General features: G+C 62.6%; 26 protein-coding genes and 2 tRNA genes. 17 read left to right on the top strand and 11 right to left on the bottom strand.

The window, feature by feature from the left end:
* Positions 1-94 precede the first annotated feature (94 nt).
* The gene (locus D9V28_RS03500) at positions 95-643 is read left to right on the top strand and encodes a gamma carbonic anhydrase family protein (protein ID WP_121658286.1); all 549 of its coding nucleotides are present in this window, start codon (positions 95-97) and stop codon (positions 641-643) included.
* Here D9V28_RS03500 and D9V28_RS03505 read toward each other — a convergent pair.
* Complete coding sequence (locus D9V28_RS03505) at positions 640-825, bottom strand: hypothetical protein (RefSeq protein WP_121658287.1); 186 nt, start codon at positions 823-825, stop codon at positions 640-642. The genes D9V28_RS03500 and D9V28_RS03505 overlap by 4 nt on opposite strands.
* A gap of 35 nt (positions 826-860) precedes the next feature.
* A tRNA-Gly gene (locus D9V28_RS03510) sits at positions 861-934 on the bottom strand.
* Positions 935-1,147: 213 nt separating this feature from the next.
* Between D9V28_RS03510 and D9V28_RS03515 the strand changes: the two genes are divergently transcribed.
* The 8 genes from D9V28_RS03515 (at position 1,148) to D9V28_RS03550 (ending at position 7,363) form a co-directional block, all read left to right on the top strand.
* A tRNA-Pro gene (locus D9V28_RS03515) sits at positions 1,148-1,221 on the top strand.
* A 57-nt stretch (positions 1,222-1,278) separates the two neighbouring features.
* Complete coding sequence (gene tig, locus D9V28_RS03520) at positions 1,279-2,652, top strand: trigger factor (protein ID WP_121658288.1); 1,374 nt, start codon at positions 1,279-1,281, stop codon at positions 2,650-2,652.
* Between the two features lie 193 nt (positions 2,653-2,845).
* Positions 2,846-3,433: an ATP-dependent Clp protease proteolytic subunit gene (locus D9V28_RS03525; protein WP_121658885.1), complete on the top strand. Its 588-nt coding sequence runs from the start codon at positions 2,846-2,848 to the stop codon at positions 3,431-3,433.
* A 27-nt stretch (positions 3,434-3,460) separates the two neighbouring features.
* Positions 3,461-4,144 carry an ATP-dependent Clp protease proteolytic subunit gene (locus D9V28_RS03530; RefSeq protein ID WP_280524731.1) on the top strand — a complete coding sequence of 228 codons (684 nt, stop codon included), beginning with the start codon at positions 3,461-3,463 and terminating at the stop codon, positions 4,142-4,144.
* A 166-nt stretch (positions 4,145-4,310) separates the two neighbouring features.
* Complete coding sequence (gene clpX / locus D9V28_RS03535; protein WP_121658289.1) at positions 4,311-5,588, top strand: ATP-dependent Clp protease ATP-binding subunit ClpX; 1,278 nt, start codon at positions 4,311-4,313, stop codon at positions 5,586-5,588.
* 131 nt (positions 5,589-5,719) lie between these two features.
* Complete coding sequence (locus tag D9V28_RS03540) at positions 5,720-6,175, top strand: VOC family protein (RefSeq protein WP_121658290.1); 456 nt, start codon at positions 5,720-5,722, stop codon at positions 6,173-6,175.
* Complete coding sequence (locus D9V28_RS03545) at positions 6,159-6,485, top strand: hypothetical protein (RefSeq protein ID WP_121658291.1); 327 nt, start codon at positions 6,159-6,161, stop codon at positions 6,483-6,485. Before D9V28_RS03540 ends, D9V28_RS03545 begins: the two co-directional genes overlap by 17 nt.
* Before the next feature lie 71 nt (positions 6,486-6,556).
* Complete coding sequence (locus D9V28_RS03550; RefSeq protein WP_121658292.1) at positions 6,557-7,363, top strand: class I SAM-dependent methyltransferase; 807 nt, start codon at positions 6,557-6,559, stop codon at positions 7,361-7,363.
* A gap of 29 nt (positions 7,364-7,392) precedes the next feature.
* Here the strand turns inward: D9V28_RS03550 and D9V28_RS03555 are convergent, their stop codons facing one another.
* The 7 genes from D9V28_RS03555 to D9V28_RS03585 all read right to left on the bottom strand — a co-directional run bounded on the left by D9V28_RS03555 (position 7,393) and on the right by D9V28_RS03585 (position 15,899).
* Complete coding sequence (locus D9V28_RS03555; protein ID WP_121658293.1) at positions 7,393-7,653, bottom strand: hypothetical protein; 261 nt, start codon at positions 7,651-7,653, stop codon at positions 7,393-7,395.
* 4 nt (positions 7,654-7,657) lie between these two features.
* On the bottom strand, positions 7,658-8,110 hold the full coding sequence (locus D9V28_RS03560; protein ID WP_121658294.1) for a GNAT family N-acetyltransferase: 453 nt from the start codon (positions 8,108-8,110) through the stop codon (positions 7,658-7,660).
* Between the two features lie 9 nt (positions 8,111-8,119).
* Positions 8,120-10,717, bottom strand: coding sequence for a valine--tRNA ligase (gene valS, locus D9V28_RS03565; protein WP_121658295.1), 2,598 nt, complete (start codon positions 10,715-10,717; stop codon positions 8,120-8,122).
* 95 nt (positions 10,718-10,812) lie between these two features.
* Complete coding sequence (locus D9V28_RS03570; protein ID WP_121658296.1) at positions 10,813-12,426, bottom strand: dipeptide ABC transporter ATP-binding protein; 1,614 nt, start codon at positions 12,424-12,426, stop codon at positions 10,813-10,815.
* The gene (locus D9V28_RS03575; protein WP_121658297.1) at positions 12,423-13,280 is read right to left on the bottom strand and encodes an ABC transporter permease; all 858 of its coding nucleotides are present in this window, start codon (positions 13,278-13,280) and stop codon (positions 12,423-12,425) included. Before D9V28_RS03575 ends, D9V28_RS03570 begins: the two co-directional genes overlap by 4 nt.
* A complete protein-coding gene (locus tag D9V28_RS03580) occupies positions 13,277-14,266 on the bottom strand; it encodes an ABC transporter permease (protein WP_121658298.1) in 990 nt (329 codons plus the stop codon). The genes D9V28_RS03575 and D9V28_RS03580 overlap by 4 nt, the downstream gene beginning before the upstream one ends.
* On the bottom strand, positions 14,241-15,899 hold the full coding sequence (locus tag D9V28_RS03585; protein WP_121658299.1) for an ABC transporter substrate-binding protein: 1,659 nt from the start codon (positions 15,897-15,899) through the stop codon (positions 14,241-14,243). Before D9V28_RS03585 ends, D9V28_RS03580 begins: the two co-directional genes overlap by 26 nt.
* A 147-nt stretch (positions 15,900-16,046) precedes the next feature.
* On the opposite strand from D9V28_RS03585, the gene D9V28_RS03590 reads away from it, so the two are divergent.
* Complete coding sequence (locus tag D9V28_RS03590) at positions 16,047-16,649, top strand: TetR/AcrR family transcriptional regulator (RefSeq protein WP_121658300.1); 603 nt, start codon at positions 16,047-16,049, stop codon at positions 16,647-16,649.
* A gap of 16 nt (positions 16,650-16,665) precedes the next feature.
* On the opposite strand, the gene D9V28_RS03595 is transcribed toward D9V28_RS03590, so the two are convergent.
* Positions 16,666-17,397: an AAA family ATPase gene (locus tag D9V28_RS03595; RefSeq protein WP_121658301.1), complete on the bottom strand. Its 732-nt coding sequence runs from the start codon at positions 17,395-17,397 to the stop codon at positions 16,666-16,668.
* 179 nt (positions 17,398-17,576) lie between these two features.
* Positions 17,577-17,891 (bottom strand): hypothetical protein, encoded by a 315-nt coding sequence (locus tag D9V28_RS03600; RefSeq protein WP_147440901.1) that lies wholly within the window; start codon positions 17,889-17,891, stop codon positions 17,577-17,579.
* Between the two features lie 286 nt (positions 17,892-18,177).
* Here D9V28_RS03600 and D9V28_RS03605 point away from each other — a divergent pair, with 286 nt between their 5' ends.
* The 7 genes from D9V28_RS03605 (at position 18,178) to D9V28_RS03635 (ending at position 23,336) form a co-directional block, all read left to right on the top strand.
* On the top strand, positions 18,178-18,423 hold the full coding sequence (locus D9V28_RS03605) for an SHOCT domain-containing protein (RefSeq protein WP_121658303.1): 246 nt from the start codon (positions 18,178-18,180) through the stop codon (positions 18,421-18,423).
* Between the two features lie 813 nt (positions 18,424-19,236).
* Positions 19,237-19,650, top strand: coding sequence for a hypothetical protein (locus D9V28_RS03610; protein WP_121658304.1), 414 nt, complete (start codon positions 19,237-19,239; stop codon positions 19,648-19,650).
* 32 nt (positions 19,651-19,682) lie between these two features.
* The gene (locus D9V28_RS03615; RefSeq protein WP_121658305.1) at positions 19,683-20,180 is read left to right on the top strand and encodes an RNA polymerase sigma factor; all 498 of its coding nucleotides are present in this window, start codon (positions 19,683-19,685) and stop codon (positions 20,178-20,180) included.
* 41 nt (positions 20,181-20,221) lie between these two features.
* A complete protein-coding gene (locus D9V28_RS03620; protein WP_147440902.1) occupies positions 20,222-20,800 on the top strand; it encodes a hypothetical protein in 579 nt (192 codons plus the stop codon).
* A gap of 44 nt (positions 20,801-20,844) precedes the next feature.
* Positions 20,845-21,360, top strand: a complete 516-nt coding sequence (locus D9V28_RS03625) for a hypothetical protein (protein WP_121658307.1) — start codon at positions 20,845-20,847, stop codon at positions 21,358-21,360.
* 627 nt (positions 21,361-21,987) lie between these two features.
* Positions 21,988-22,338: a GntR family transcriptional regulator gene (locus D9V28_RS03630; protein ID WP_121658308.1), complete on the top strand. Its 351-nt coding sequence runs from the start codon at positions 21,988-21,990 to the stop codon at positions 22,336-22,338.
* On the top strand, positions 22,335-23,336 hold the full coding sequence (locus D9V28_RS03635; protein ID WP_121658309.1) for a DUF1648 domain-containing protein: 1,002 nt from the start codon (positions 22,335-22,337) through the stop codon (positions 23,334-23,336). The genes D9V28_RS03630 and D9V28_RS03635 overlap by 4 nt, the downstream gene beginning before the upstream one ends.
* Positions 23,337-23,384 lie beyond the last annotated feature (48 nt).

A 23,384-nucleotide genomic window follows, 5' to 3' on the forward strand; every position in this document is an offset into this window, starting at 1 on the left:
TTGTGGCAGAGCTTGTGCCGCGGTGTGTGCTCATTTTGAATCGGTGGAGAAAAGTACCCGGTGTGCACGAACCGCTCCGCGATAGTGTGACGACATGACGAGCGACAGTTCCGCAACCATCCTCACTCTTACTGGCATCGACGGCCCCACGATCGCCGAGACGGCATTCATCGCCCCTGGCGCCCGCATTATCGGCAACGTGACGCTGGGGTCGGCGTCGAGCGTTTGGTACAACGCAGTGCTCCGCGGCGACTCGGCGTCAATCGAGCTCGGGGAGGGCAGCAACATTCAGGACGGGGTCGCGGTGCACGTCGACTCGTCGTCACCCGTTGTGATCGGAAAAGGTGTCTCCGTTGGTCATAACGCTGTGGTGCACGGCTGCACCATTGGCGACACGGTGCTCGTTGGGATGGGCGCCGTCGTCCTGAGCGGCGCGGTGATCGGAGACGAGTGCCTGATCGCCGGGGGAGCGGTCGTGCTGTCCGGCGCTGTGATTCCGCCGCGCTCTCTCGTCGCCGGGGTGCCGGGAAAGGTTCGACGTGAGCTGACAGAGGACGAGATTGATGGCATCCGTCGGAATGCGGAGATCTACCTGGAACACTCGCGGCACCACGCGGAATCGCTGGACGCGGATTCGGTTTAGGCCGAACCGTTTTTCTTGATCCACCGTTTGTGCGAGGCCATGCCGGTGCCGAGGCACAGTGCCGAACCGGCCATGATCATGACGCCTGGCCCGAATCGGCCTGTCGCCAGCGCGAAGCCGGCGAGCACGAAAAGAACCACACCGGCTGTAGTCCAGAGGGAGTACGGGCGGAGCAACTTCATGGCTTCGCCTTCGTCGTGCGGGCGGGATGGGAATTTGGAGGGGCTGACGAGAATCGAACTCGCATCATCTGTTTGGAAGACAGAGGCTTTACCACTAAGCTACAGCCCCGAATTCGGCGCATTACTTGCCGAAACTTCGGTATTTCAGTTGTGATCCTGAGCCGGAGAACCGGCACTCGAATATCGTAGTACACGTTTGAGGGTGCTTTGTGCACGCACTCGGTGGGCGGAATTGTCCGGCATCCGTGCATTAGACTATCCGAGGCCTTCCACACAGCGACGAGAGTCATCGTGTGAATTGTTCATCACCGGTAGAAATTACCGGGGCGTAGCTCAGCTTGGTAGAGCGCCCGGTTTGGGACCGGGAGGTCGCAGGTTCGAATCCTGTCGCCCCGACAATCCGAAACTCCTCAGATCGAGGAAAAATCCACAACATCAGGAGAACACACCAACGTGAAATCCACGGTCGAACAGCTCAGCCCCACCCGCGTCAAGGTTGCCATTTCGGTGACACCCGAAGACCTGAAGCCGAGCATCACCCACGCATACGGCCACATCGCCGAGCAGGTCAACATTCCCGGATTCCGCAAGGGCAAGGTTCCGCCGGCGATCATCGACCAGCGCATGGGCAAGGGTGCCGTTCTCGAGCACGCGGTCAACGAAGGCCTCGACGGCTTCTACCGTGCAGCGATCGAAGAGCACGGCATTCGCACGCTTGGTCGCCCCGAGGCAGACATCGTTGAGTGGCCAAGCGACAAGGACTTCTCCGGAGACCTGCAGCTGGCCATCGAGGTTGACGTTCGCCCCGAGATCACTCTCCCCGCATACGACGACATCACCATCGAGGTCGCTGAGGCCGAGGTCACCGACGCAGACGTTGAGGAAGAACTCAACAAGCTCCGCACCCGTTTCGGCACGCTCGTCACGGTTGACCGTCCCGCAACCAAGGGCGACTTCGTTCAGATCGACCTCGTTGCAACCATCAACGGTGAAGAGGTCGACACCGCGTCAGGCATCTCCTACGAGGTCGGTTCAGGAGACCTCATCGAGGGCATCGACGAGGTTCTCGAGTCCCTCACTGCCGGCGAGGTCACCACGTTCAGCGCTCCGCTGCTCGGCGGAGACCACGAGGGCGAGACCGCTGAGATCACCGTCACCGTTGGTGCCGTCAAGGAGCGCGAGCTTCCGACCGCCGACGACGACTTCGCTCAGATCGCCAGCGAGTTCGACACCATCGCCGAGCTGACCGAGAGCCTCAAGGAGCAGGCCGCTCGCCAGAAGGCATTCGGCCAGGGCACCGAGGCGCGCACCAAGCTCATCGAAAAGCTCGTCGAGCTCGTCGAGATCCCCGTTCCGGAGAAGCTCGTTGAAGACGAGGTGCACCGTCACCTCGAGGGCGAAGGCCGTCTCGAAGACGACGAGCACCGCGCGGAGGTCAGGACCTCGAGCGAGGCAACGTTCAAGCAGCAGCTTCTCCTCGACACGATCGCTGAGGCAGAGAAGGTCCAGGTCAGCCAGGACGAGCTCACCCAGTACCTGATCCAGGGCGCAGCTCAGTACGGCATGGAGCCGGGCGAGTTCATCAAGGTCCTCGACGAGAACCAGCAGATTCCTGCCATGGTCGGAGAGGTTGCCCGCAACAAGGCCCTCGCCGTCGTTCTCGGCAAGACCAAGGTTGTCGACACCGCCGGTAACGCCGTCGACCTCAGCGGATTCATCCCGACTGACGAGGATGAAGCTGACGAAAACGAAGCTGCCGCAGACGAGGCTGACGCTGACTCCGCTGTCGAGGCTGACGAAGCCCCGGCCAAGAAGGCCAAGAAGTAGTCCCCGCTTTCGCACTTACGACGGATGCCCCGGAAACTTTTCCGGGGCATCCGTCGTTTTGTCTAATGGCGAGTTCAGTTCCTACAGTGACGGGCGCCGGGCCACGGGATATCTGCCCACGGCGAACAGAGCCGAAGTCACGATGCACCTCCGATAGATTCGATTACACGCAACAACTGAAATGGAGCGCGACATGGCCGAACTGGCACTGCCGAACAGTGTTTTTGACCGACTGCTGAAGGATCGCATCATCTGGCTCGGCGCAGAAGTACGCGATGAGAACGCCAACGAGATCGCCGCGAAGCTGTTGCTGCTCGCGGCTGAGGACTCGAAGCGTGACATCTACCTCTACATCAACTCTCCGGGCGGATCGATCACCGCGGGCATGGCCATCTACGACACCATGCAGTTCGTGCCGAACGACATCGTCACCGTCGGAATCGGAATGGCCGCATCGATGGGTCAGCTGCTCCTGACGGCGGGCACCAAGGGCAAGCGGTACATCACGCCGAACGCCCGTGTGCTTTTGCACCAGCCGCACGGTGGCTTCGGTGGAACCTCGAGCGACATCCAGACGCAGGCCCAGCTCATCCTCGACATGAAGAAGCGCCTCGCTGAGATCACAGCGGCGCAGACCGGTAAGACCGTCGAGCAGATCAACGCTGACGGCGACCGCGACCGCTGGTTCACCGCACAGGAAGCCCTCGAATACGGTTTCGTCGATCACATCCGCGAATCTGCAACGGACGTCGCCGGCGGCGGCGGCACCGATGCGAGCTAAGCGCTGAGAGATTAAAGGAAAATGACTATGGAAACCCCTACATTCCGCGCAGCAGGTAACCTCGCCCAGACCGCGGCGGCCATGCCGAACTCGCGATACATCCTCCCCAGCTTCGAGGAGCGCACGGCGTACGGCTACAAGCGCCAGGACCCATACGCGAAGCTCTTCGAGGACCGCATCATCTTCCTCGGTGTGCAGATCGACGACGCATCCGCTGACGACGTCATGGCCCAGCTTCTCGTTCTCGAGAGCATGGACCCTGACCGCGACATCGTCATGTACATCAACTCTCCCGGCGGATCGTTCACGGCGATGACGGCGATCTTCGACACGATGCAGTACATCCGTCCGCACATTCAGACGGTCGTTCTCGGCCAGGCGGCTTCGGCTGCCGCCGTGCTCACTGCTGCGGGGACACCCGGAAAGCGTCTCGCGCTTCCCAACGCCCGCATCCTCATCCACCAGCCGTCTGTCGGCCAGGCCGGACAGGGGCAGGCATCCGACATCGAGATCCAGGCGGCGGAGATCCTTCGCATGCGTGTCTGGCTCGAGGAAACCCTCTCGGCGCTGTCCAACCGCACAGTCGAGCAGGTCAACAAAGACATCGACCGCGACAAGATCCTCTCGGCAGCAGAGGCGCTCGACTACGGTCTGATCGACCAGGTTCTCACCAGCCGCAAGAGCCTGCCGGCTCTCGTCAAGGGTGCCTAACAACCAGTGATTCACAAGATGGGACCCGAGACACGCTCTCGGGTCCCATCTTTCTTTCGCTCCCCGCGAAGAGCGATTGTGACCCCCCGCGCGCCGGATACACCCCGATGTCTCATGTTCGGGTTAGGCTCGAGTACGCGGACAGCCAGAAGAGGAGAAAAAGCTGATGGCACGAATCGGTGAGAGCGCCGACCTGCTCAAGTGCTCCTTTTGTGGCAAGAGTCAGAAGCAGGTTCAGCAGCTCATTGCTGGCCCAGGCGTTTATATTTGCGACGAATGCGTCGAGCTCTGTAACGAGATCATCGAAGAGCGTCTCGCCGAAGCTGGCGAGGTCGCTGCGACGGAGTTCGAACTGCCAAAGCCGCGCGAGATCTTCAACTTCCTCGAAGAATACGTCATCGGCCAGGAGCCGGCGAAGAAGGCCCTCTCGGTCGCGGTGTACAACCACTACAAGCGCACTCGTGCTCGGTCGACACTCACGAGCGCGGATTCCATCAGCGACGACATCGAGATCGCGAAGAGCAACATCCTGCTCATCGGTCCGACCGGCTGTGGCAAGACCTATTTGGCGCAGACTCTCGCCAAGCGGCTGAACGTGCCATTCGCTGTGGCAGACGCCACAGCGTTGACCGAAGCAGGATACGTCGGCGAAGACGTCGAAAACATTCTCCTCAAGCTCATCCAGGCTGCCGACTACGACGTCAAGCGCGCTGAGACCGGCATCATTTACATCGACGAGGTCGACAAGATCGCCCGCAAGGCTGAGAACCCGTCGATCACCCGCGACGTCTCGGGCGAGGGCGTTCAGCAAGCTCTCCTGAAGATCCTTGAGGGCACTGTCGCTTCGGTTCCTCCGCAGGGCGGACGTAAGCACCCTCACCAGGAATTCATTCAGATCGACACGACGAACGTCCTCTTCATCGTCGCCGGCGCTTTCGCCGGACTCGAGGAGATCATCTCGTCCCGTGCAGGCAAGAAGGGCATCGGCTTCGGTGCTCCGCTGCACTCCAAGGGCGACGACATGAACCTCTTCAGCGAGGTTCTCCCCGAAGACCTGCACAAGTTCGGACTGATCCCCGAGTTCATCGGCCGTCTGCCCGTTGTCACCACGGTCACTCCGCTTGACCAAACCGCTCTCATGCAAATCCTCACGGTGCCGAAGAACGCATTGGTTCGGCAGTATCAGCGCATGTTCGAGCTCGACGGTGTTGAGCTCGAGTTCGAGCAGAGCGCCCTCGAAGCAATTGCAGACCTCGCGGTTCTCCGAAAGACCGGTGCCCGTGGTCTCCGGGCCATCCTCGAAGAGGTGCTCGGCCCGGTCATGTTTGAGGTGCCGTCGACCGAAGAGGTCGCTCGGGTCATCATCACTCGCGAATCGGTGCTCGAGAACGCAGCACCGACGATCGTTCCCCACAAGGCTCGTCGCCAGGAAAAGTCGGCCTAACCGCACTCCAGACTGCCGAGGGGTCACCTCGATGGGGTCTGCTGGCGATCGGTCGTCGCGCGGACAGTTTCTGAGAGCGGACTGTTCCGCGCACTGGAGCGAACACGTCAGGGCTTGATAGCGTGCAGCTCATGGCCATACATCTGGAGAACGTCGGCATCGCGGTTCGCGACATCGAAGCAACAATCGCCTTCTTCACCGACCTCGGTCTCACGGTCATCGGCCGTGACACGGTCAGTGGTGAGTGGGCCGATACCGCTGTGGGTCTCGATGGCAACCACGCCAAGATTGCGATGCTGCAAACGCCGGACGGTCAGGGGCGTCTTGAGCTTTTCGAGTACATCCACCCCGAAGCTATCGAGACGCGTCCCACTCGTCCGAACGAAATCGGCATGCACCGTGTCGCGTTTTCCGTCGACGACATCGATCAGGCGTTGGAGATCGCGGCGAAGCACGACTGTCATCCGCTACGCGGTGTGGCGACTTACGAGGACGTTTACAAGCTGTCCTACGTCCGCGGGCCTAGCGGCATCATTGTGATGTTCGCCGAAGATCTGAGAAAGAACGAAGGTGCGAACCATTCCTAGCCTCGACGCCCTGGACGTTTTCGGGTGGGTCTCGTCGACCGTCGGTGCCGTGCTCTTTATGGCGTCATTGACAAGGGTCTTTCGCGCCAATCCCGACACGAGAATCCCGTTCGTCCGGAGTCCGCCGATCATCCCGCCAGGTTCCGTCGCAATGCGGAGCAGCGGCGCAGGCTTCCTCGTCGTCGGCAGCTTCGCGCTCAGCCAAACACTGGGCACCTGGAGCTTCGTCATTGTCCTCGGCCTGGTTCTCGTCCCCGCAGTGCTCATCATGATTCGCAACCGACGAATACCTTCACAGGCGAACCGCTGACACACGAGGCATCACTACCCAGGGCTGTCATGTGGGCGTGTGCAGGCTCCCGGCACGCATAGGCTTGAGCTATGGCAATTTCAGAGCGCTACACGCTGGGACATCATGAAAGCGTCCTGCGGACGCACAGCTGGCGTACCGTTGACAACTCCGCGGCATACCTCGCGCCCTACCTCGTGCCTGGCGTTCAGGTGCTTGACGTTGGTAGTGGGCCCGGAACGATCACCCTGGACATTGCCGAACGCATCAACCCCGGATCCGTTATCGGAATGGACGCGTCGAGCGACGTCTGCATTTCAGCCTCAACGCTCGCGCGCGACAGCGGCGTCATGAACGTCGACTTTGTGCCCGGAGACGCGTACGCGCTCGACTACCCGGATGACACATTCGACATCGTGCACGCACACCAGGTGCTTCAGCACGTCGGGGATCCCGTTGCTGTTCTCCGCGAGATGCGCCGAGTGGTCAAGCCGGGCGGCATCGTCGCGGCTCGGGACGTCATCTATGGTGCTGCCAGCTGGTTCCCGCTCCTGCGAGGGCTGGACACGTGGATGCGCGTGTACCAGTCTCTGGCCCGGTCGAACGCTGGCGAGCCCAACGCAGGGCGGTCGCTCAAGGCCTGGGCCATGGAGGCCGGCTTCACCCACGTCGAGAGCTCGGCGTCGATCTGGTGCTTCTCCACGGATGCGGATCGCGACTGGTGGGGGAGCGCTTGGGCGGATCGAGCCGTTGAGTCCAGCTTCGCCGAGCAATCGATCGAAACCGGCGCAGCCTCCCAGGCTGAGCTCAACGAGATATCAGCGGCGTGGACCGAATGGGTTGGCGACGATCGCGGGTGGTATGCCATGCCGCACGGCGAGATTCTCGCCCGCAAGTAACAGAATCGACTTACCTCGAGAGTCTCTTGCTACTCTTCGTCGTCCTCGGTGGCGTCGTCATGCTGACGGATCGTTGCCGAGCCCGTCGACGGGTTGAACGTGATGATCGTGCCATCGTCGAGCTCGACGATCGGCAAGCGTTCAAGCCAGGTGAGAGTCCATCGCCAACCTGTCGTGTCGACATCCTCAGCGACGAGTTCGTCCTCGACCGTCTTCACGGCAGCGACGACGACCTCGGACAGTCCAGCGGGCGGTGTGTCCCCAACCGACCAGCGCGTTCCGAGTTGCATGACGCTACCCCTGTACCTTGAGGTCGTAGGTCACCCATTCCGTGCGATTCGCGACCTTGTCGTAGAGGATCTGCGCCTCATCATTGTCCGGAGCTGTGATCCAGCGCACGATCGTCGCACCCTGTGACCGCGCGATGTCCGTGACCTGCTCGATTAGGGCGGTGGCGATGCCTTTGCCGCGTGCATCAGGAGCGACGAACAGGTCGTCGAGGTAAACTCCTGTGCCGCCGGCCAGCGGTCGCGCGAAGGTGCGGTAGTGGGCGAGGCCGACGAGCGACCCGTCGGCGTCCTGCGCAACCAGAGCGGAAACACCGTGCGCATTGTCGGTGATCCAGCTCCACACCAGCAGCGCCTTCTCATCGGGCACCGGAGTGCCGTAGAAGTCGCCGTAGCTAGCGAAGAGAGGCAGCCAATTGAAGAAGTCGCGGTCGTGAGCCGGTCGAATCTCGAACGTCATTGCTTCTCCCTAACTCTCGTTCGGCGCTGGGGCGTCGACCGGGGCAAATTCGACTCCGGTGACCGTGAGCTCGTCCGCCGGGGTGAACCTGAGTCTAACGATACGTCCGACCGCTTTGAGATCGGATTCTGCCGCGGTCAGGAGGGCAATCTGTTCGCTCGTGCCCGTGATCGTCGCCTCAGTCAGTGTCGCCTTCTGCGACGCCTTCGCGTCGGTCTTGGCGCGACGGATGCTTGTCAGAGCCTGACCGGCCAGGACCAGAAGTTCGGCGTCGCCTTCAGGGGTCAGCTCATCGACGGTGGGCCAGGACGCCGAGTGCACGGAGCCCTCGTTCCACCAGGACCAGGCCTCGTCGACAGCAAACGGGATGAACGGTGCGAACAGGCGGAGCAGGACGCTCAGGGCCTCGCGCAGTGCGGCGACGGCGGATGCCTGGCCAGGGTTGGCGACGTCGTATGCGCGCTCCTTCACCAGTTCGAGGTAGTCGTCGCAGAACGTCCAGAAGAACGACTCGGCCGTCTCAAGTGCACGAGCGTGGTCGTAGGACTCGAACGCACTCGTCGCGTCAGCAACAACGGTGCGCAACGTCGCGAGCATGCTCAGGTCGATCGCCTCGGTCACCTCGGCGTCAGCAGCAGCATCGAAGCTCAGGATGAACTTGGATGCGTTGAGCACCTTGATCGCGAGACGGCGCCCGATCTTGATCTGCGTCGGGTTCTGCGGGTCGAAACCTGCGTCGGTGCCGAGGCGAGACGATGCCGCCCAGTACCGAACAGCATCCGAACCGTGCTTCTCCAGGATGTCAGCAGGGGTAACGACGTTGCCCTTGGACTTCGACATCTTCTTGCGGTCGGGGTCGAGGATCCAACCGGAAAGAGCGGCGTGCTCCCACGGCTTCTCGTTGTACTCGAGCACCGAACGCAGCATGGTGGAGAACAGCCAGGTGCGGATGATGTCCTGTCCCTGCGGACGCATGGAGTACGGGAACACAAGGTTCCACAGCTCAGGGTCGCGCTCCCAGCCACCGGCAAGCTGCGGGGTGAGCGACGATGTGGCCCAGGTGTCCATGACGTCGAGTTCGCCGATGAAGCCACCGGGCTGGTTGCGCTGCGATTCCTCGAACCCGGGGGCGGTGTCGCTGGACGGGTCGACCGGAAGCGACGCCTCTGCAGCAACAATGGGGGAGTCGTAGACCGGGTTGCCGTCGGCGTCGAGTGGGTACCAGAGCGGGATGGGCACGCCGAAGAAACGCTGGCGCGAGATCAGCCAGTCGCCGGTCAGCCCGCCGACCCAGTTCTCGTACCGCACCCGCATGAAGTCGGGGTGCCAATCGAGTTCATTGCCGAGTTCGATCAGGCGGGCACGAAGCTCCTCGTCGCGGGCACCGTTCTTGATGTACCACTGGCGGGTGGACACGATCTCGAGCGGCTTGTCGCCCTTTTCGAAGAACTTGACGGCGTGGGTGATCGGCTTGGGGTCTCCGAGAAGGTCACCGGACTCCTTGAGCAGCGCAACGACGGCCTGCTTGGCGCTGAAGACGGTTTTGCCGGCCAGTTCGCGGTACGCGGACTGTCCTTCTTCGCTCGTAATGACATCCGGTGCTTCACTAATGATGCGACCGTCCCGACCCATGATGGTGCGGTTGGGCAGATCAAGCTCGCGCCACCAGACCACGTCGGTGACGTCACCGAACGTACAGATCATGGCGATGCCCGCTCCTTTGTCAGGCTGGGCGAGGTGATGGGCTAGAACGGGAACGTCAACGCCGAACAGTGGTGTCTTCACTGTCGTGCCGAAGTACTGCTGGTAGCGCTCGTCGTCGGGGTGCGCGACAAGGGCGACACAGGCTGGGAGCAGCTCGGGACGGGTGGTTTCGATTTCGATGGTGCCGCCGTCTGGCTTCGCGAAGGCGAGACGGTGGTACGCGGCCGGCTGTTCCTTGTCTTCGAGTTCGGCCTGCGCAACAGCCGTGCGGAATGTCACATCCCACAGCGTCGGCGCCATGGCCTGGTATGCCTCGCCACGCTCGATGTTGCGCACGAAAGCGAGCTGGCTGGTGCGGATGGAGTCGTTTCCGATCGTGCGGTACGACTGCTTCCAGTCCACCGAGAGGCCAAGGGTGCGCCACAGCGCCTCGAACTGCTTCTCATCTTCGATCGTCAGCGTTTCGCAGAGCTCGATGAAGTTGCGTCGTGAGATCGGCTTCTGGTCCGCGGCCTTTGAGCTCTTGTTGTCGCCGCCCTCAAACGGTGGCACGAAGTCCGGGTCGTAGGGGAGTGTCGGGTCGCAGCGAACGCCGTAGTAGTTCTGCACACGACGCTCGGTGGGCAGACCGTTGTCGTCCCAGCCCATCGGGTAAAAGACCTGCTTGCCCTGCATGCGCTGGAAGCGCGCAACCACGTCGGTGTGGGTGTAGCTGAAAACGTGCCCGATGTGCAGCGAACCTGATGCGGTCGGCGGCGGCGTGTCGATCGAGTAGACGCAGTCGCGGCCACCCTCGAGCGCGGCAGGGCGGTTGAAGCTATAGGTGCCGTTTGCCTCCCATGCCGGCCCCCATTTTGCCTCGAGGCCCTCGAGTACGGGCTTGTCTGGAACTGATGAGGTCATGGGTAACTCCGGTTCGATATGGGCGGCACCGTGTGTACGTGCCTGAGTGTCGGGAACGGTTAATGCTACCGGAGCCGAGACTTATCGTCGGGCAGTCAGGCCGAGTGCGAGGCCAGTCGGGGTGCGTCAGCGACGAGTCGAGCGGTGTACGGATGCTGCGGGTTGTCGAAAACGTCTGTCGCGTTTCCGGTCTCAACGATGCGCCCGTCCTTCATTACGGCTATCCGGTCGCTCATGTGGCGTACGACGCCCAGATCATGGGAGATGAACAGGTAGCTGAGGCCGCGTTCAGCCTGCAGCCGGTCGAGTAGATCGAGGACCTGGGCCTGGACGGTGACGTCGAGCGCAGACACTGGCTCGTCGCAGACGATCAGCTCGGGGCGTGCGGCGAGGGCGCGGGCAATCGACACCCGCTGGCGCTGGCCTCCGGACAGCAGGAGAGGGCGGGTGCTCGCGACGCTCTGCGCCAGCCCAACGGAGTCGAGGAGTTCGGCGACGCTTGAGCGGTCGTCCGCCGGTGCCGTGTCGAGCGCGTCCGTGAGAATGCGCCGGACACTCATCCGCGGATCGAATGAGCTCAGGCTGTCCTGGTAGATCGCTCCGATACGCCGACGCAACGGTCTCCGGTCGCGCTCGCGGAGTTCTGAGAACGGACGGTCATCGAGCAGCACACTGCCCTCGTCCGGTGTGCTGAGCGCGAGGACCAGTCGGGCAACCGTTGTTTTGCCAGACCCTGACTCGCCGACGAGTCCCAGGGTTTCGCCGCGAGCCAGGTCGAACGAGACACCGTTCACGGCACGGAACCGACCGCCTGGTGCCGGGAACGTCTTGACAAGTGACCGCGCCTCGAGAACCGGCGTGATGGCATCCGTCGTTCGAAGTGTCGGCGGGGTGCGAACGGCCGGCGCGCCCGGCACCAGCTGGGTACCCCGGGGTTTGTCGGTGGGAACGGCGGCGATCAGGCGCTGTGTGTACTCCTCGCGTGGGTGGTTCAGCAGGGTGCGTGTATCGCCGGATTCGACAATGCGACCGTCTTTCATGACGAGGACGCGGTCAGCGACCGCGCTGACGACGGCCAGGTCATGGCTGATCAGCAGGATCCCGGTGCCATTGGCCTTGATCTCGGCGAGCAGGTCGAGGATGCGGGCCTGGATGGTGACGTCGAGAGCGGTTGTTGGTTCATCGGCGATCAGGAGCGGCGGGTGAAGGGCGAGAGCTGCGGCAATGAGGGCGCGCTGGCGAAGGCCGCCGCTGAGGTCACCTGAGCGCTGGGATACGGCGCGTTCGGGATACGGCATGCCGACCTGGCTGAGAACCTCGAGCACTCGGGTCTGGGCCGCGAGCGCCGACAGGCCACCGTGCAGCCGGAGGGCGTCGCCGATCTCTCGGCCGATCGGGCGCAGCGGGTCGAGGGAAACGAGGGCATCCTGGAGGACAAGACCGACCTGCGATCCGCGGATGCGTCGCCAGTCACGGTCTGAGGCGGTGCTGAGGTCCCTGCCGTTGAGGCTGAGGGTCGATGCGGAGACCCGCGAGCGGGCGCCAGCCAGGCCGAGCAGCGAGCGAGCGGTGACGCTCTTGCCCGAACCCGATTCACCGACAATCGCGACGCACTCGCCGGGGTTCACGGAGAAGCTGAGGTCGTGGACCACAGTGTTGTCGCCGAACGAGACGGACAGGTTGTCGACGGAGAGCAGTGGGGAGTTCACGCGTTTGCCGCCGTTCGTCGAGTGAGGCTTCGGCCGAGCACTGTTGTGGCGATGGTGGTGAGCACGATCATCAGGCCGGGGAAGACGGTGAGCCACCACGCGGTACCGATGTAGGTGCGGCCGGCGGACAGCATGGCGCCCCACTCCGCAGCCGGTGGTTGGGCTCCGAGACCGAGATAGCTGAGTGCAGCGGCCCAGACCACAGCCTGGCCGACGCCGAGGGTAGCGAGGACAACGAGAGGGGCAAGGGCGTTGGGCAGGATGTGACGGGTGAGGACGCGCCACCGACCGTGGCCGAGTACGCGGGCCGCCTCGACGTAGCCGGATGACCTGATGCTGATCAGCTGGCCGCGGATGATGCGCGCGTACCCTGGCGCTGTTGACAGGCCGACGGCGATGGTTGCCGTCACGGGCCCTGGGCCGGCGATCACGATGACGAGAAGCGCGAGGAGGAGACCGGGGAAGGCGAAGAGCACCTCGATGACGCGGTTGACGGTGAAGTCGAGTGCCCGTCCGCCGAAGCCCGCGAGCACTCCGAGGATCAGTCCGAGGGTGAGGCCGATGGCTGTCGCGGAAATGCCGATGAGGAGTGAGGTTGAGGTTCCAGCTACCACTCGGCTGTAGATGTCCCTGCCGGATTCATCTGTGCCGAACCAGTGGTCGGTCGACGGGCTCTCAAACGCTTCCTTCGCGGAGATGGCGTTCGGATCGATGGAGGAGAGCACGCCGGGGGCGATTGTCGCCACCACGAGGAAGAGCACGAAGAGGCTGGCGAGTACTTCACCGACGCTCAGGCGCACTCGGCGGACGTGTGTGGCGCTCGCCGCAGCCGTCCGCAGGTCGAGTTCGCTCATCGCCTGGTCTCCGCACTACGCAGGCGTGGATCTGCGAGCCGGGAGGCGGCATCCGTCAGAATCGTCATCACAATGTAGACAAACGCGACCAACAGGACAACGCCGGTGACGACTGGGACGTCACGAAGTGTGACTGCCTGAAGAAGTGTGCGACCCAGGCCCGGCCTCGCGAAGATCGTCTCGACGACAACGGCGCCCGAGATGAGGTAACCAAGAGCCCAGCCAGACAGGCTGATGGCCGGAAGACTCGCGTGTCGGAGGGCATGGCGAAGACGGATGCCTCGCTCGCTTTCGCCGCGTGCTCGCGCCGAGACGATGAATGGGGCGTCGAGCGTGTCGAGGAGCGTCTCGCGCATGACCTGGGCGAGGAATCCGGCGAGCGGGATGGCGAGGGTGAGAACGGGCAGGATGATGCCAGCGGCTCCTCCCGTGGAGACCGGAGGCAACCAGCCGAGGGTGGTGCTGAAGATAGCGATCAGCACTGTGGCGAGCCAGAAGTGGGGCAGTGCGGCGCTGGTGAGTTCGATGCCCTGTCCGACGGAAGCGGCGGTGCGGCTCCCGCCGGTTGACCAGAGGGAGAGGGCGAGCGCGCACAGCCAGGCCAGCGCGAGTGCGAAGAGCGCAAGCAGGAGTGTGCCGCCGATTTGGGCGCCGAGCAGATCGGCGACGGGTACCTTAAGCGCGTATGAGGAGCCCAGGTCGCCTGCGAGGAGTCGGCCGAGTGCCTGGAGGTACTGCGTGACGAGAGGGAGGTCGAGTCCGTACTCGCGCCGAACCTGGTCAAGCGTTTCCTGAGAAGCCTGGGAACCTGGGCCACCGAGGACGGCCTCAGCCGGATCGCCGGGGATCAGGCGGATGGCGAAGAAGGTGAGGGTCGCCACGGCCCACAACACGAAGACGGCGCCACCGAGCTGAACGAGGAGCCACCGCGAAACGCGGCGACTCCTCGAGCGCTCGACTTTACTTGCCGGCGAGCCAGGTGTCATAGAACGTCGGAGTCGACACCGTGGGCATGGAGCGGGTGCCCTTGACCTCGGTGCTCAGCAGGAAGTGGTTCTGCTGGTCGTAGAGCGGAAGGATGTGGAAACCCTCGAGAATGATCTTCTGTGCTTGCTCGTAGAGATCCGAACGCTCGTCGTTGTCGGAGATCTCGCTTGCCCGGGTGAGCAGGTCATCAAGCTGCGGATCACTGACCTGTGAGAGGTTGGCGAAGTAGCCACTCGGCGCGGGAACGATTCCGTCGGAGTGGTACAGGATTCGCAGGACGTCAGGCCCGACCTTCGTGTACGGAGCGCTCACAAGGTCGTACTCGTTCTCAGCGAGCACGCCGTACCAGCTCGACAGATCGAGAAGGCTGAGCTGCACGTCGAAACCGGCCTGCTTCGCGGTGGCCTGAATCTGCTCGAAGAGGGACTGCTCAGCCGGGATCGACTGGTTTGTGGAAACCGGGAAGTCGAGGGTGAGGCGCTCGCCGTCTTTCACCCGGTAGCCGTCTGCGTCCTTCTCGCTCCAACCGGCCTCATCGAGCAGGGTGTTCGCCTCGTCCAGGTCGGTGCCGAACAGCGATTCGTCCGAGTAGCCCGCCGACTCGACGCTCGACAGCGGTGAGTACGAGCGTTCTGCCGAACCAAAGAACAGCGACTCGATGCCGTCATTTACGTCGACGGCGCGGATGAATGCTTCCCGGACCGCCGGGTCGTTAAACGGTGCGGCACCGGCGTTCAGCTCGATCCGGTTCGAGGCACCTGGCCGCGGTGCATCGAGGTGTGCCAGCGTCGTCGTCTTCTCCGCCGAGGCGATGGTGTCGGGCTGCGCGTTGTCCAGAACGTCGACCTGACCTGCCTGCAGAGCGGCATAGCGCGAGGCGGAGTCCGGAATGAAACGCCACTCGATCGCCTCGAGGTACGCCTTCCCATCGTGCTTGGCGTCTGCAGGCGGCGAGTTGTAGTCGTCATTGCGGACGAGCGAGACGTGGTCCTGCTTCACCCACTCATCGACGATGAACGGCCCGGTGCCGATAGGCGCCTGGCAGTTCTCTTCCATTCCGCGGGCAATACCAGCCGGCGACTCGATAGCGAGCCACGGCATGGAGAGGGACTCGAGCAGTGCACTGTCGGGGGCGCTCAGCGTGAACCGCGCCACTGTGTCCGAGACGGCTTCGACCGACTCCACCTTGCCGAGGGCAAGATAACCGGTCGACGACTCAGTCGCTGGGTCCTTGAGGTGCTCAACGTTCACCTTGACGGCCTCTGCGTTGAACGGTGTGCCGTCAGTGAATGTGACATCGTCCCTCAGTGTGAATTCCCAGCTGAGTCGATCTTCCGAGGCGGACCATTCGGTGGCGAGCCACGGAATGATCTCGCCGTCGGCATCACGCGACACCAACGAATCGAGGAACTGGCCTGCGAGGAGCGCCTGCGGGTAGTTGCCGCCAACATGCGGGTCGAGGCATGACGGTTCGGCGTCACCGCTCGCATATGTCAGAGTCCCGCCCTCGACAGGCGCTGACGATGCCGCGTCCGGGGACGCCTGGCAACCAGCCAGAAGGAGGGCGAGCACGGTCGCCGATGCGACAGACGCGAGCGCCCGTCGGGCACGATGCTGGGTTGACGAATGCATGATTGATCCTTGAAAGCTTGAGGGGGATGAACGGCGAAGCGCAAAGAGTTTTTGGACGCGGTCTAATAAACACTGTAGCGCCTTGTTCTGTTCCCTTTTCCCACGAAGCGAGTCGGCTAGATACGCTTCTGTGGGGAAGGAGTCGACATGAACCAGGCTCAGCCGGTCGGGCGACCGCGTCGCTCGTCCAAGCGCACCCTCGAGGAAGCCGCCGCCGAACTCTTCCTTGAGCAGACCTATGCGGGAACGACCGTCGACCAGATCGCTCAGCGAGCAGGGGTAAGCCGCAACACGTTCTTCAACTACTTCGGATCAAAATCTGACGTGCTCTGGGTGGATGTTGACGAGACACTGGAGCGTCTCGCGGATGAGCTCGCTCTAGCTCCCACGGATGTTCCAGCGATGGACGCAGTCCGAGACGCTGTAATCCGGGTGGCGGCCGCGCACCCCGATGGCCGAGTGCCGTGGGCCTTGACCCAGGTTGACCTCATGGGCACTCGCGATGACCTCGAAGCATCCGGCCTTCGCCGCCTCATGAAGCAGAGCGAGGTATTGCGCGACTTTCTGTCGCGGCGCCTCGGCGATGGGGCAGGGGATCTCCTTCCCCAGGCCGTCGCCTTCGCCGTGCTGGCCGCTGCAGCAGCGGCCGCCGGAGTCTGGGCAAGTGCCGGTGTGTCGCGCCGCCCTCTCGCTGACTATGTCGCCGAAGCGGTCGGGCCGACCTGCGCGGGTTTCGCGGCCGCGATTTGACCCGGTTGTGGACGCGTCAGCTGAGAACGTGGCGCAGGTAGCGCCCCGGTCCGTCCAGATACGACTTCCAATGCGTGACGAGGTTGAGGTCTTCCCACGCTGTACGGCGGATGCCGTGATCACCGAACTCGTAGATAGTTGCGCCGGGAAGTGACGCCAGCACAGGGGAGTGAGTAGCGCACAGCACCTGGGACCCGTTCGCGACGACCTCGGCCAGCACCCCGATCATCGCCAGTGTCGAACTGAACGACAGGGCGGCTTCAGGCTCGTCGAGGCAGTAGAACCCTGGGCGCGTCAGGTAGGTCTCGGCGACCGCCAGAAATGATTCTCCGTGGCTCATGCTGTGGAAATCATGACCGCCGACGAGGGAGTCCTGAAACGTGTAATAGCCGTGCATCGTCTCAGCGCGAAGGAAGAAGCCCCATTTCGGTGCTCCAGGCTTTTTGGCGAGGCTGATCCAGTCGCCAAGTGGTGATTCAGTTTGTCGAGTTGTGTGAGCCGAATGAACGGTTCCACCCTCCGGCCCGAGTCCGTACGCCGCTGCCGCAGCTTCGATCAGCGTCGATTTGCCGCTGCCGTTCTCGCCGACGAGGAAAGTGACACCGTCGCCGAGCTGCAGGCCTGAGTCGAGCACGGCGGCGACCGCCGGAATTGTTGCCGGCCATGTGCTGTGCGGAACGCTCACGTCCGCGGCGCGGCGAATCTCTCGGACAAGGCGCCTGTCGGCAAATGGGTCGGCGCTGGTCATTCGGCCATTCTGGCACCGGCGCGTGCACCGTGTTCCGCGAATGTACTCCACACGGCGCCGCTCGGCGGGATTTGGCAGTCCATCCTTTGTTGCCCGTGACCTATCCAGAAAGGGTGGATCGTCGCTGCCAACCGGAAGGGTCGCGGGTGCGACAGGCGACCGTCCTTGGTGCTTCTGTCTTACTGTGCGCTGAGCGTGAACGCGAGGATCGTTCCCAGCGCGGTTCCGGCGGTGAGAGCCGCTGCCGCCCAGCCTACGATTCGTCTGCGGTCATCTTTGTGCCGCGTCGCATGGATGCCGGCTGCGACGCCGCCCGTGAGAGTCACAATGATCGAGGTTCCCGCGATGAGTGCCTGAACTTCGTAGTCCGGCGTGGGTATGTCACCGCGATACACCAGTGGCATCGCGAAGCGGTAGGTTGCGACGAAGCCGAGGATGAGGACGGAGATTGCAGTCATCGTTGCGATCAGGGTCCAGGAGGTCGTTTTGCTCACCTGGCCATCATCACCGCTCGCGCGGTCGCCGTGGTACCCCGTCTTTGGTTCCCTCAATCTGCGGCGCGCAGCTAGTCCGTGTAGTTCGGTGCGGAGGCCCTTTCGAGGCACTTCGCACACGCGCTCTGCACGTTCTCGCAAGGGGAACCCTCAGCGCCAGCTTGTGCTGTATGAAAGTTGGGTTGGGTCCTCTTGGTGACCGTTGCTCCGATCTATGAACTGAAATCAGATCCATAACGAATCCGATAGTGTCACGTTGATCGGCAGATGCCGAATAGGGAGAAAAATGCTCGGTAATCTCACCGGATGGCACCTTGTCGTCATCGCCGGAGTGCCGTTGGTAGTCGTTGTGGTCGTCGTTGCTGTCATAGTCATAGCCGTTCGTCTTTCACGCAGAAATACGCCGCAATGGGCAAAGGCGTCTGTCGACCCGACTGGACAGCTTCAACTGCTCGCGCAGCTTCGCGACGAAGGACTTTTGTCGAATGAAGAGTATGAAGCGAAGCGCGCGGAGGTCTTGAGCCGCAACTAACGCTTCGCGAGCGTCGGCTCTGGGCGAATCCGCACGTTGCACTTGGCCCCTCGTGGAATGACCGTCTTGCGGAATGCCCGCCTTCGCGGGTTAACGCATCGATAGACCTCCCCGCAGGAGGCCCGCCTCGCATGGGCAGTTTTACATGGCAGCAAACAGATGTTTTGGTGGCCGTCGGATCTCCGCTGATTTGTTGGTCAGGGCATTCATGCACGAAGCCTCTTCGTGGGCTGTACCCGGAGCACTGCGAACCGGATCTCCAAGGATCCCAATCTCGATGCGTACCCCATCAGCGCCTTCGATAACGTCCCCACCGAGGCGTTTTGACGCGCATCATCGGCTGGATCCACGATGTGTCTCGTAGCCCAGGTGTCTCGAAACACATGGGTTTCGAGACAGGTAGGTTATGCGACAGTCCAGTTGCGAAAGCAAGCGCGACGCCGGTGAATCCTCAGTGGTCTCGTCGCCCCGAATGTGGGCACGAGATCCGGGATGTCGACCAGTAGGCTCTGGCTCCACGACTAGCTTCCGAGTGGCTGCGGAGCGCGGCATCCTGTTTCCGAAATAATGCACGAGGTTGCTCGGACGAATCCGCGGATGCTGGACAGATACCTAAGTAACCGGCATCTATGTGAGGAACTAGGTCTAATGCACGATTCTGTTGAGCGGCAGTTGGACGAAGCGTTGCGTCTCCGCACGAGCGCCGATATCGGGGGTGCAACAACTGATCTAGTTGCAGAAATCGGGGGCGGATCCCGTCCATCGCCGCCTCTCCGAGACCGTTTTAGTCGACGGACAGTGGCCATTTTAAGCATGGTACTCGTACTCAGCGGCGCTACGGCAACCGCTGCCGTGGCCGCACCGAAAGTGGTCGAGTGGTTCACCTTCGATCCAGACGTCAGCAGCACACTAGTGCTCGATACCGGAATGACCTGCACACTCGAATACGTGCTGACGCCGGATCAAGTGGCAAGCGACGAATCAGACAAAGCCATTGAAAGTGCCAAGGAATACCTCCGCAGTCTCGACCTCAACGCTCTTCCGCTGGACGAACGACTTGCAGAAATAGAGGCTGACCCGGAAAATCCATTCAACGCGACCGAGGAGGGCGCGAGGGTCGGGTACGCGTTGTTCGGTTTAGTCGTAGCAGATCTAAGTGCGCACGGCCACAGTAGCGGGATATCTGTCGAAGGCAGCTCAGACTGCCGCCCTGGGACAGGCGAGTGAGCGGTTCGAGACGGGACGAACGGACCCGTCGTATGACCGCAGCAGTCGAGGCGAATGCTGCTGACGTTCTCGCGTACTTTCGACGACGGGCGAATCCGACCGAAGACGCTGCCGACCTCTTAGCCCAGACGCTGCTGACGGTGTGGCGCAGGGTCGCTGATCTCCCGACCGATGAGACCCGCGCCCGGATGTGGATGTTTGGGGTCGCGCGACGAGTCCTCGCGAACTATGAGCGCGGCAAGATGAGGCATAGCGACCTCGCAGCCAAGCTGCGTCACACCCTAATCACCGACCGCAGCAAAAGCGACAACGACCCCGCCGACGAGCACACCGACATATGGGCGGCAGTCGCTACGCTGCCTGCCGTGCAGCGGGAACTCGTGCTGCTCGTACACGGCGATGGTTTCACCGTGACCGAAGCCGCAAGTCTGATGTCTGCATCGAAATCAACCACCCGATCCCGCTACGCGACGGCGCTGCAATCACTTCGAACCGTCCTCCACGACTACGCCCCCATGGCGACCGAATGATGAGCCGTCGTGATCCGTACCGAACCACAGAGAGGCCTGACATGACAATCGAGCCGCATGGGATTGTCCCGCCGCCGAGACCCGTACGAGGTCACATCCGCCGCAAGCTCGGCATCCCGCTCGCCATGGCGGTAGCCGGCGTGGCACTGTTCTCGGCGTGCGTGTCAGCACCGGAGCCCGGCGTCGATCCCACCGCCGACACGAAAAGCACCGTCGAGACGCCCCAGAGCACATGGCCTGCGGACCCGGACTTCGCTGAACCGGATGCCCTCGCACCCGATGTCGCCATGACCTGCGCAGGACTTTCCGTCATCGCCACCACTCTTAAAGATGCGTGGGATCGCCATCAGTCAGGTGAAATCACGGCCGAACAACAAGCTGCGATCGTGAACTCAACAATCGTGAGTTTTGAATCCCTGGCCAACTTCACCTTCGGTCAACGAGGACTCAAGACCGAGATCGACGAACTGCTGGGCTTCGTCCGTGCGCAAGCGCCACTCCCATCCGGAGCACTTTTCGACCCATGGAGCAGCCAACCGGGATTCGACTTGGTATGGAACCCGCTTTACGACGCGTGCCGCAATAACGGCTCCGAAATAGTCACCATGGACGCGCCATGAGACCGCTGCCGGCGCGTCATCCAATAGTTGAACGAGCGAATACGGTGCCCAGCTCCACCAGAAGGCGTTTTGTTCTCGCGCCACTCGTCTTGATGCTCTCGCTACCGTTCGTAAGTTCGTGCGTCGTCAAGGACGCAACAGCGCTTGCCAAAGACAGCGTGCGGGCCAACATAAAACACTTCACGGACACTCTGCCGGACGTGGTCGGCGCCGGGGCAACGACGAAACAGGCCTTCGATCAAATCACTAGACGTGAGTTGGCCCTCTTCAACCCGGAGCAAACTACGAGCTGGCCCAACGGTGGCGGATCATCCGCGCTTCCACAAATCTTCGGCCTGGAATCGGATCAAGCCACCCTGATATTCAGCGTAATCTTCACGGGTCAGGGCCAGTCAGGGGGCGGGTGGACCTTCGACAGCCAATATTTCTTCGTTTGCGCCGGAATAGAGTACGACGGCGAGGCGATCACGTTGACTGACGTGGATTGTCCCGCCAACGCGGTTCGAGCCCTACCCCAGGACAGCGGGCTGACCTTACGGGACGTCGGGGTCAGTACGTGACCCGCAACAAACAACCGATCGTTCAGTCAGGTGCATTTGACGCGGCCCTCCGAGACCGTTCCGGATCGATGACAATGGACCCGATGTTGCGGCAATCCGGCGCGGCACACGTGTGGTGAATTGGGGCTGACGTGCGGATGCCTCCGGGTACTGTCACCGTCTGTTGGAGAATCCCGCTTGGATCGCTGCAGTGCGGCGGCGTTTGCCACGCTGTTGTCTCAAAACCCTAGGGATACGAGACGTGTCATGGCCGCGGCTCGCGCATCCTGGAAAATGACGGAATGTCGCAACCGGGCGAGTCTCATAACTACGTCGCGTAACCTCCTGGTCAAATTGCGGTGCTCATCATTGGTTATGAGACACCTGGGAGCAGCGTGACGAAGCTGATTGGCTAGGCGCGCCTATCGACGCGCCAGCAATTTATTGATTGGCAGTAGGTGGACCTTTTGGCCGCCGGCGTCCGGCGAGATGACCTCCCTGGGCCGGCTGAGGTGATCGACACAGAACATGCTTGCCGTCGCCGAGGAGCCGCGCGGCCGAGGTGCCGGCTCCGCGTGCTGAATCTGGCCGAGACGACCGACGCATTCGCAACTTGTTCTAGTTGAACTAGAACTATAGAATGAAGACATGCTCCTGCGAATCGACCAATCGTCGACAACCCCGCTGTTCGACCAACTCGCGGCGAGCATCCGCGCGGCAGCAATCGCTGGCAGCGTGAAGGCGGGGGAGAGGCTGCCGGCCGCCCGCGACCTGGCTGAGTCGCTCGACATCAACGTGCACACGGTCCTTCGCGCATATCAAGTACTTCGTGACGAGGGTCTCGTTGATCTCCGCCGCGGGCGCGGCGCAGTCGTGACCGATCGCGCCGCACGATACTCGCAACTCAGCGCTGCGATCGACGCGGTCGTCGCTGAAGCCCGCACCCTGGAACTCAGCCCAGATACCGTAGCCGCCCTACTCCGAGAGGCCCTGAGATGACCACCGAAGCACGACCGATGCCCGGACGCACCCGTTACAGAATGATCGGGCTGGTGCTTCCGCTGCTGATCGCCCTGGTCGGAGCGGTCATGGCAGCCTCCTGGCTTCCCGATCTCCCGGACCCGGTAGCGGTCCACTGGAGCAGCGAGGGCGCCGACGGGTTCGGAAGTGCCTGGACCATGATTCTGTTGCCGCTCGGTGTCGTGACCGGTTTCACCGTTGTGACGCAGCTGTCGTTATTAAACGCCCCCGGTCGCGGCGGGCTGACGAGTACCGAAAAGATCCTCGTCGTGTCTCGGCTCTTCATGAGCGTCCTGCTCACGGTCGGTGTGCTCGGCTCGCTCGCCGTCCAGCGTGGACTGAACGACGCGGCTGACGCACCGAACATTGCTGCGCCGATGATCATCGGCGCGGTTGGTGGCTTCCTGCTCGCGGGAGCCGCATGGCTCGCCCTGCCCAAGGCTGTGCCGACCGTCACTGAAGCTGAAACCGCAGTCGAGCCGCTCGATCTGGCCCCATCCGAAAGCGTGTACTGGTCGCGAACCGTGCGCATTTCCGGCGGTGTGGCAACCGTGATGGGTCTCGTCGTCGCGCTCGCGGTCGGGAGCAGCATCCTGGCGTCGATAGGCTCGTCGTCCGGCCTGCCGGTCGTCCTGACATCCGCTGGCTTCGTGATGGTGCTGTCTCTTGGCATGTCGTTCTGGCGGGTGCGTGCCGACCGGCGCGGGTTTGCCGTACGCGGACTGCTCGGCTGGCCGCGAGTCAGCATTCCCGCCACCGAAATTGCTGAGGTCCGCGTCGTTCAGGTGAATCCCACAGCGGACTTTGGCGGTTGGGGTTGGCGCTGGGCTTCGGGCAACCGCACCGGAATCATTCTTCGGTCAGGAGAAGCGATCGAGGTCGCGAGGCGTAACGGGAAACGACTGGTCGTCACTGTCGATGACGCCGAGACAGCCGCCAGGGTGCTGCAGACGCTCGCGTCCCGCAGTCCCGTTTGACGGCATCCGGATCGTTTGATGTGTCGGGTGCTCGAAGAGTGGAGGGCC

This window comes from Mycetocola zhadangensis, assembly GCF_003668565.1.
Classification (GTDB): Bacteria; Actinomycetota; Actinomycetes; order Actinomycetales; family Microbacteriaceae; genus Mycetocola_A; species Mycetocola_A zhadangensis.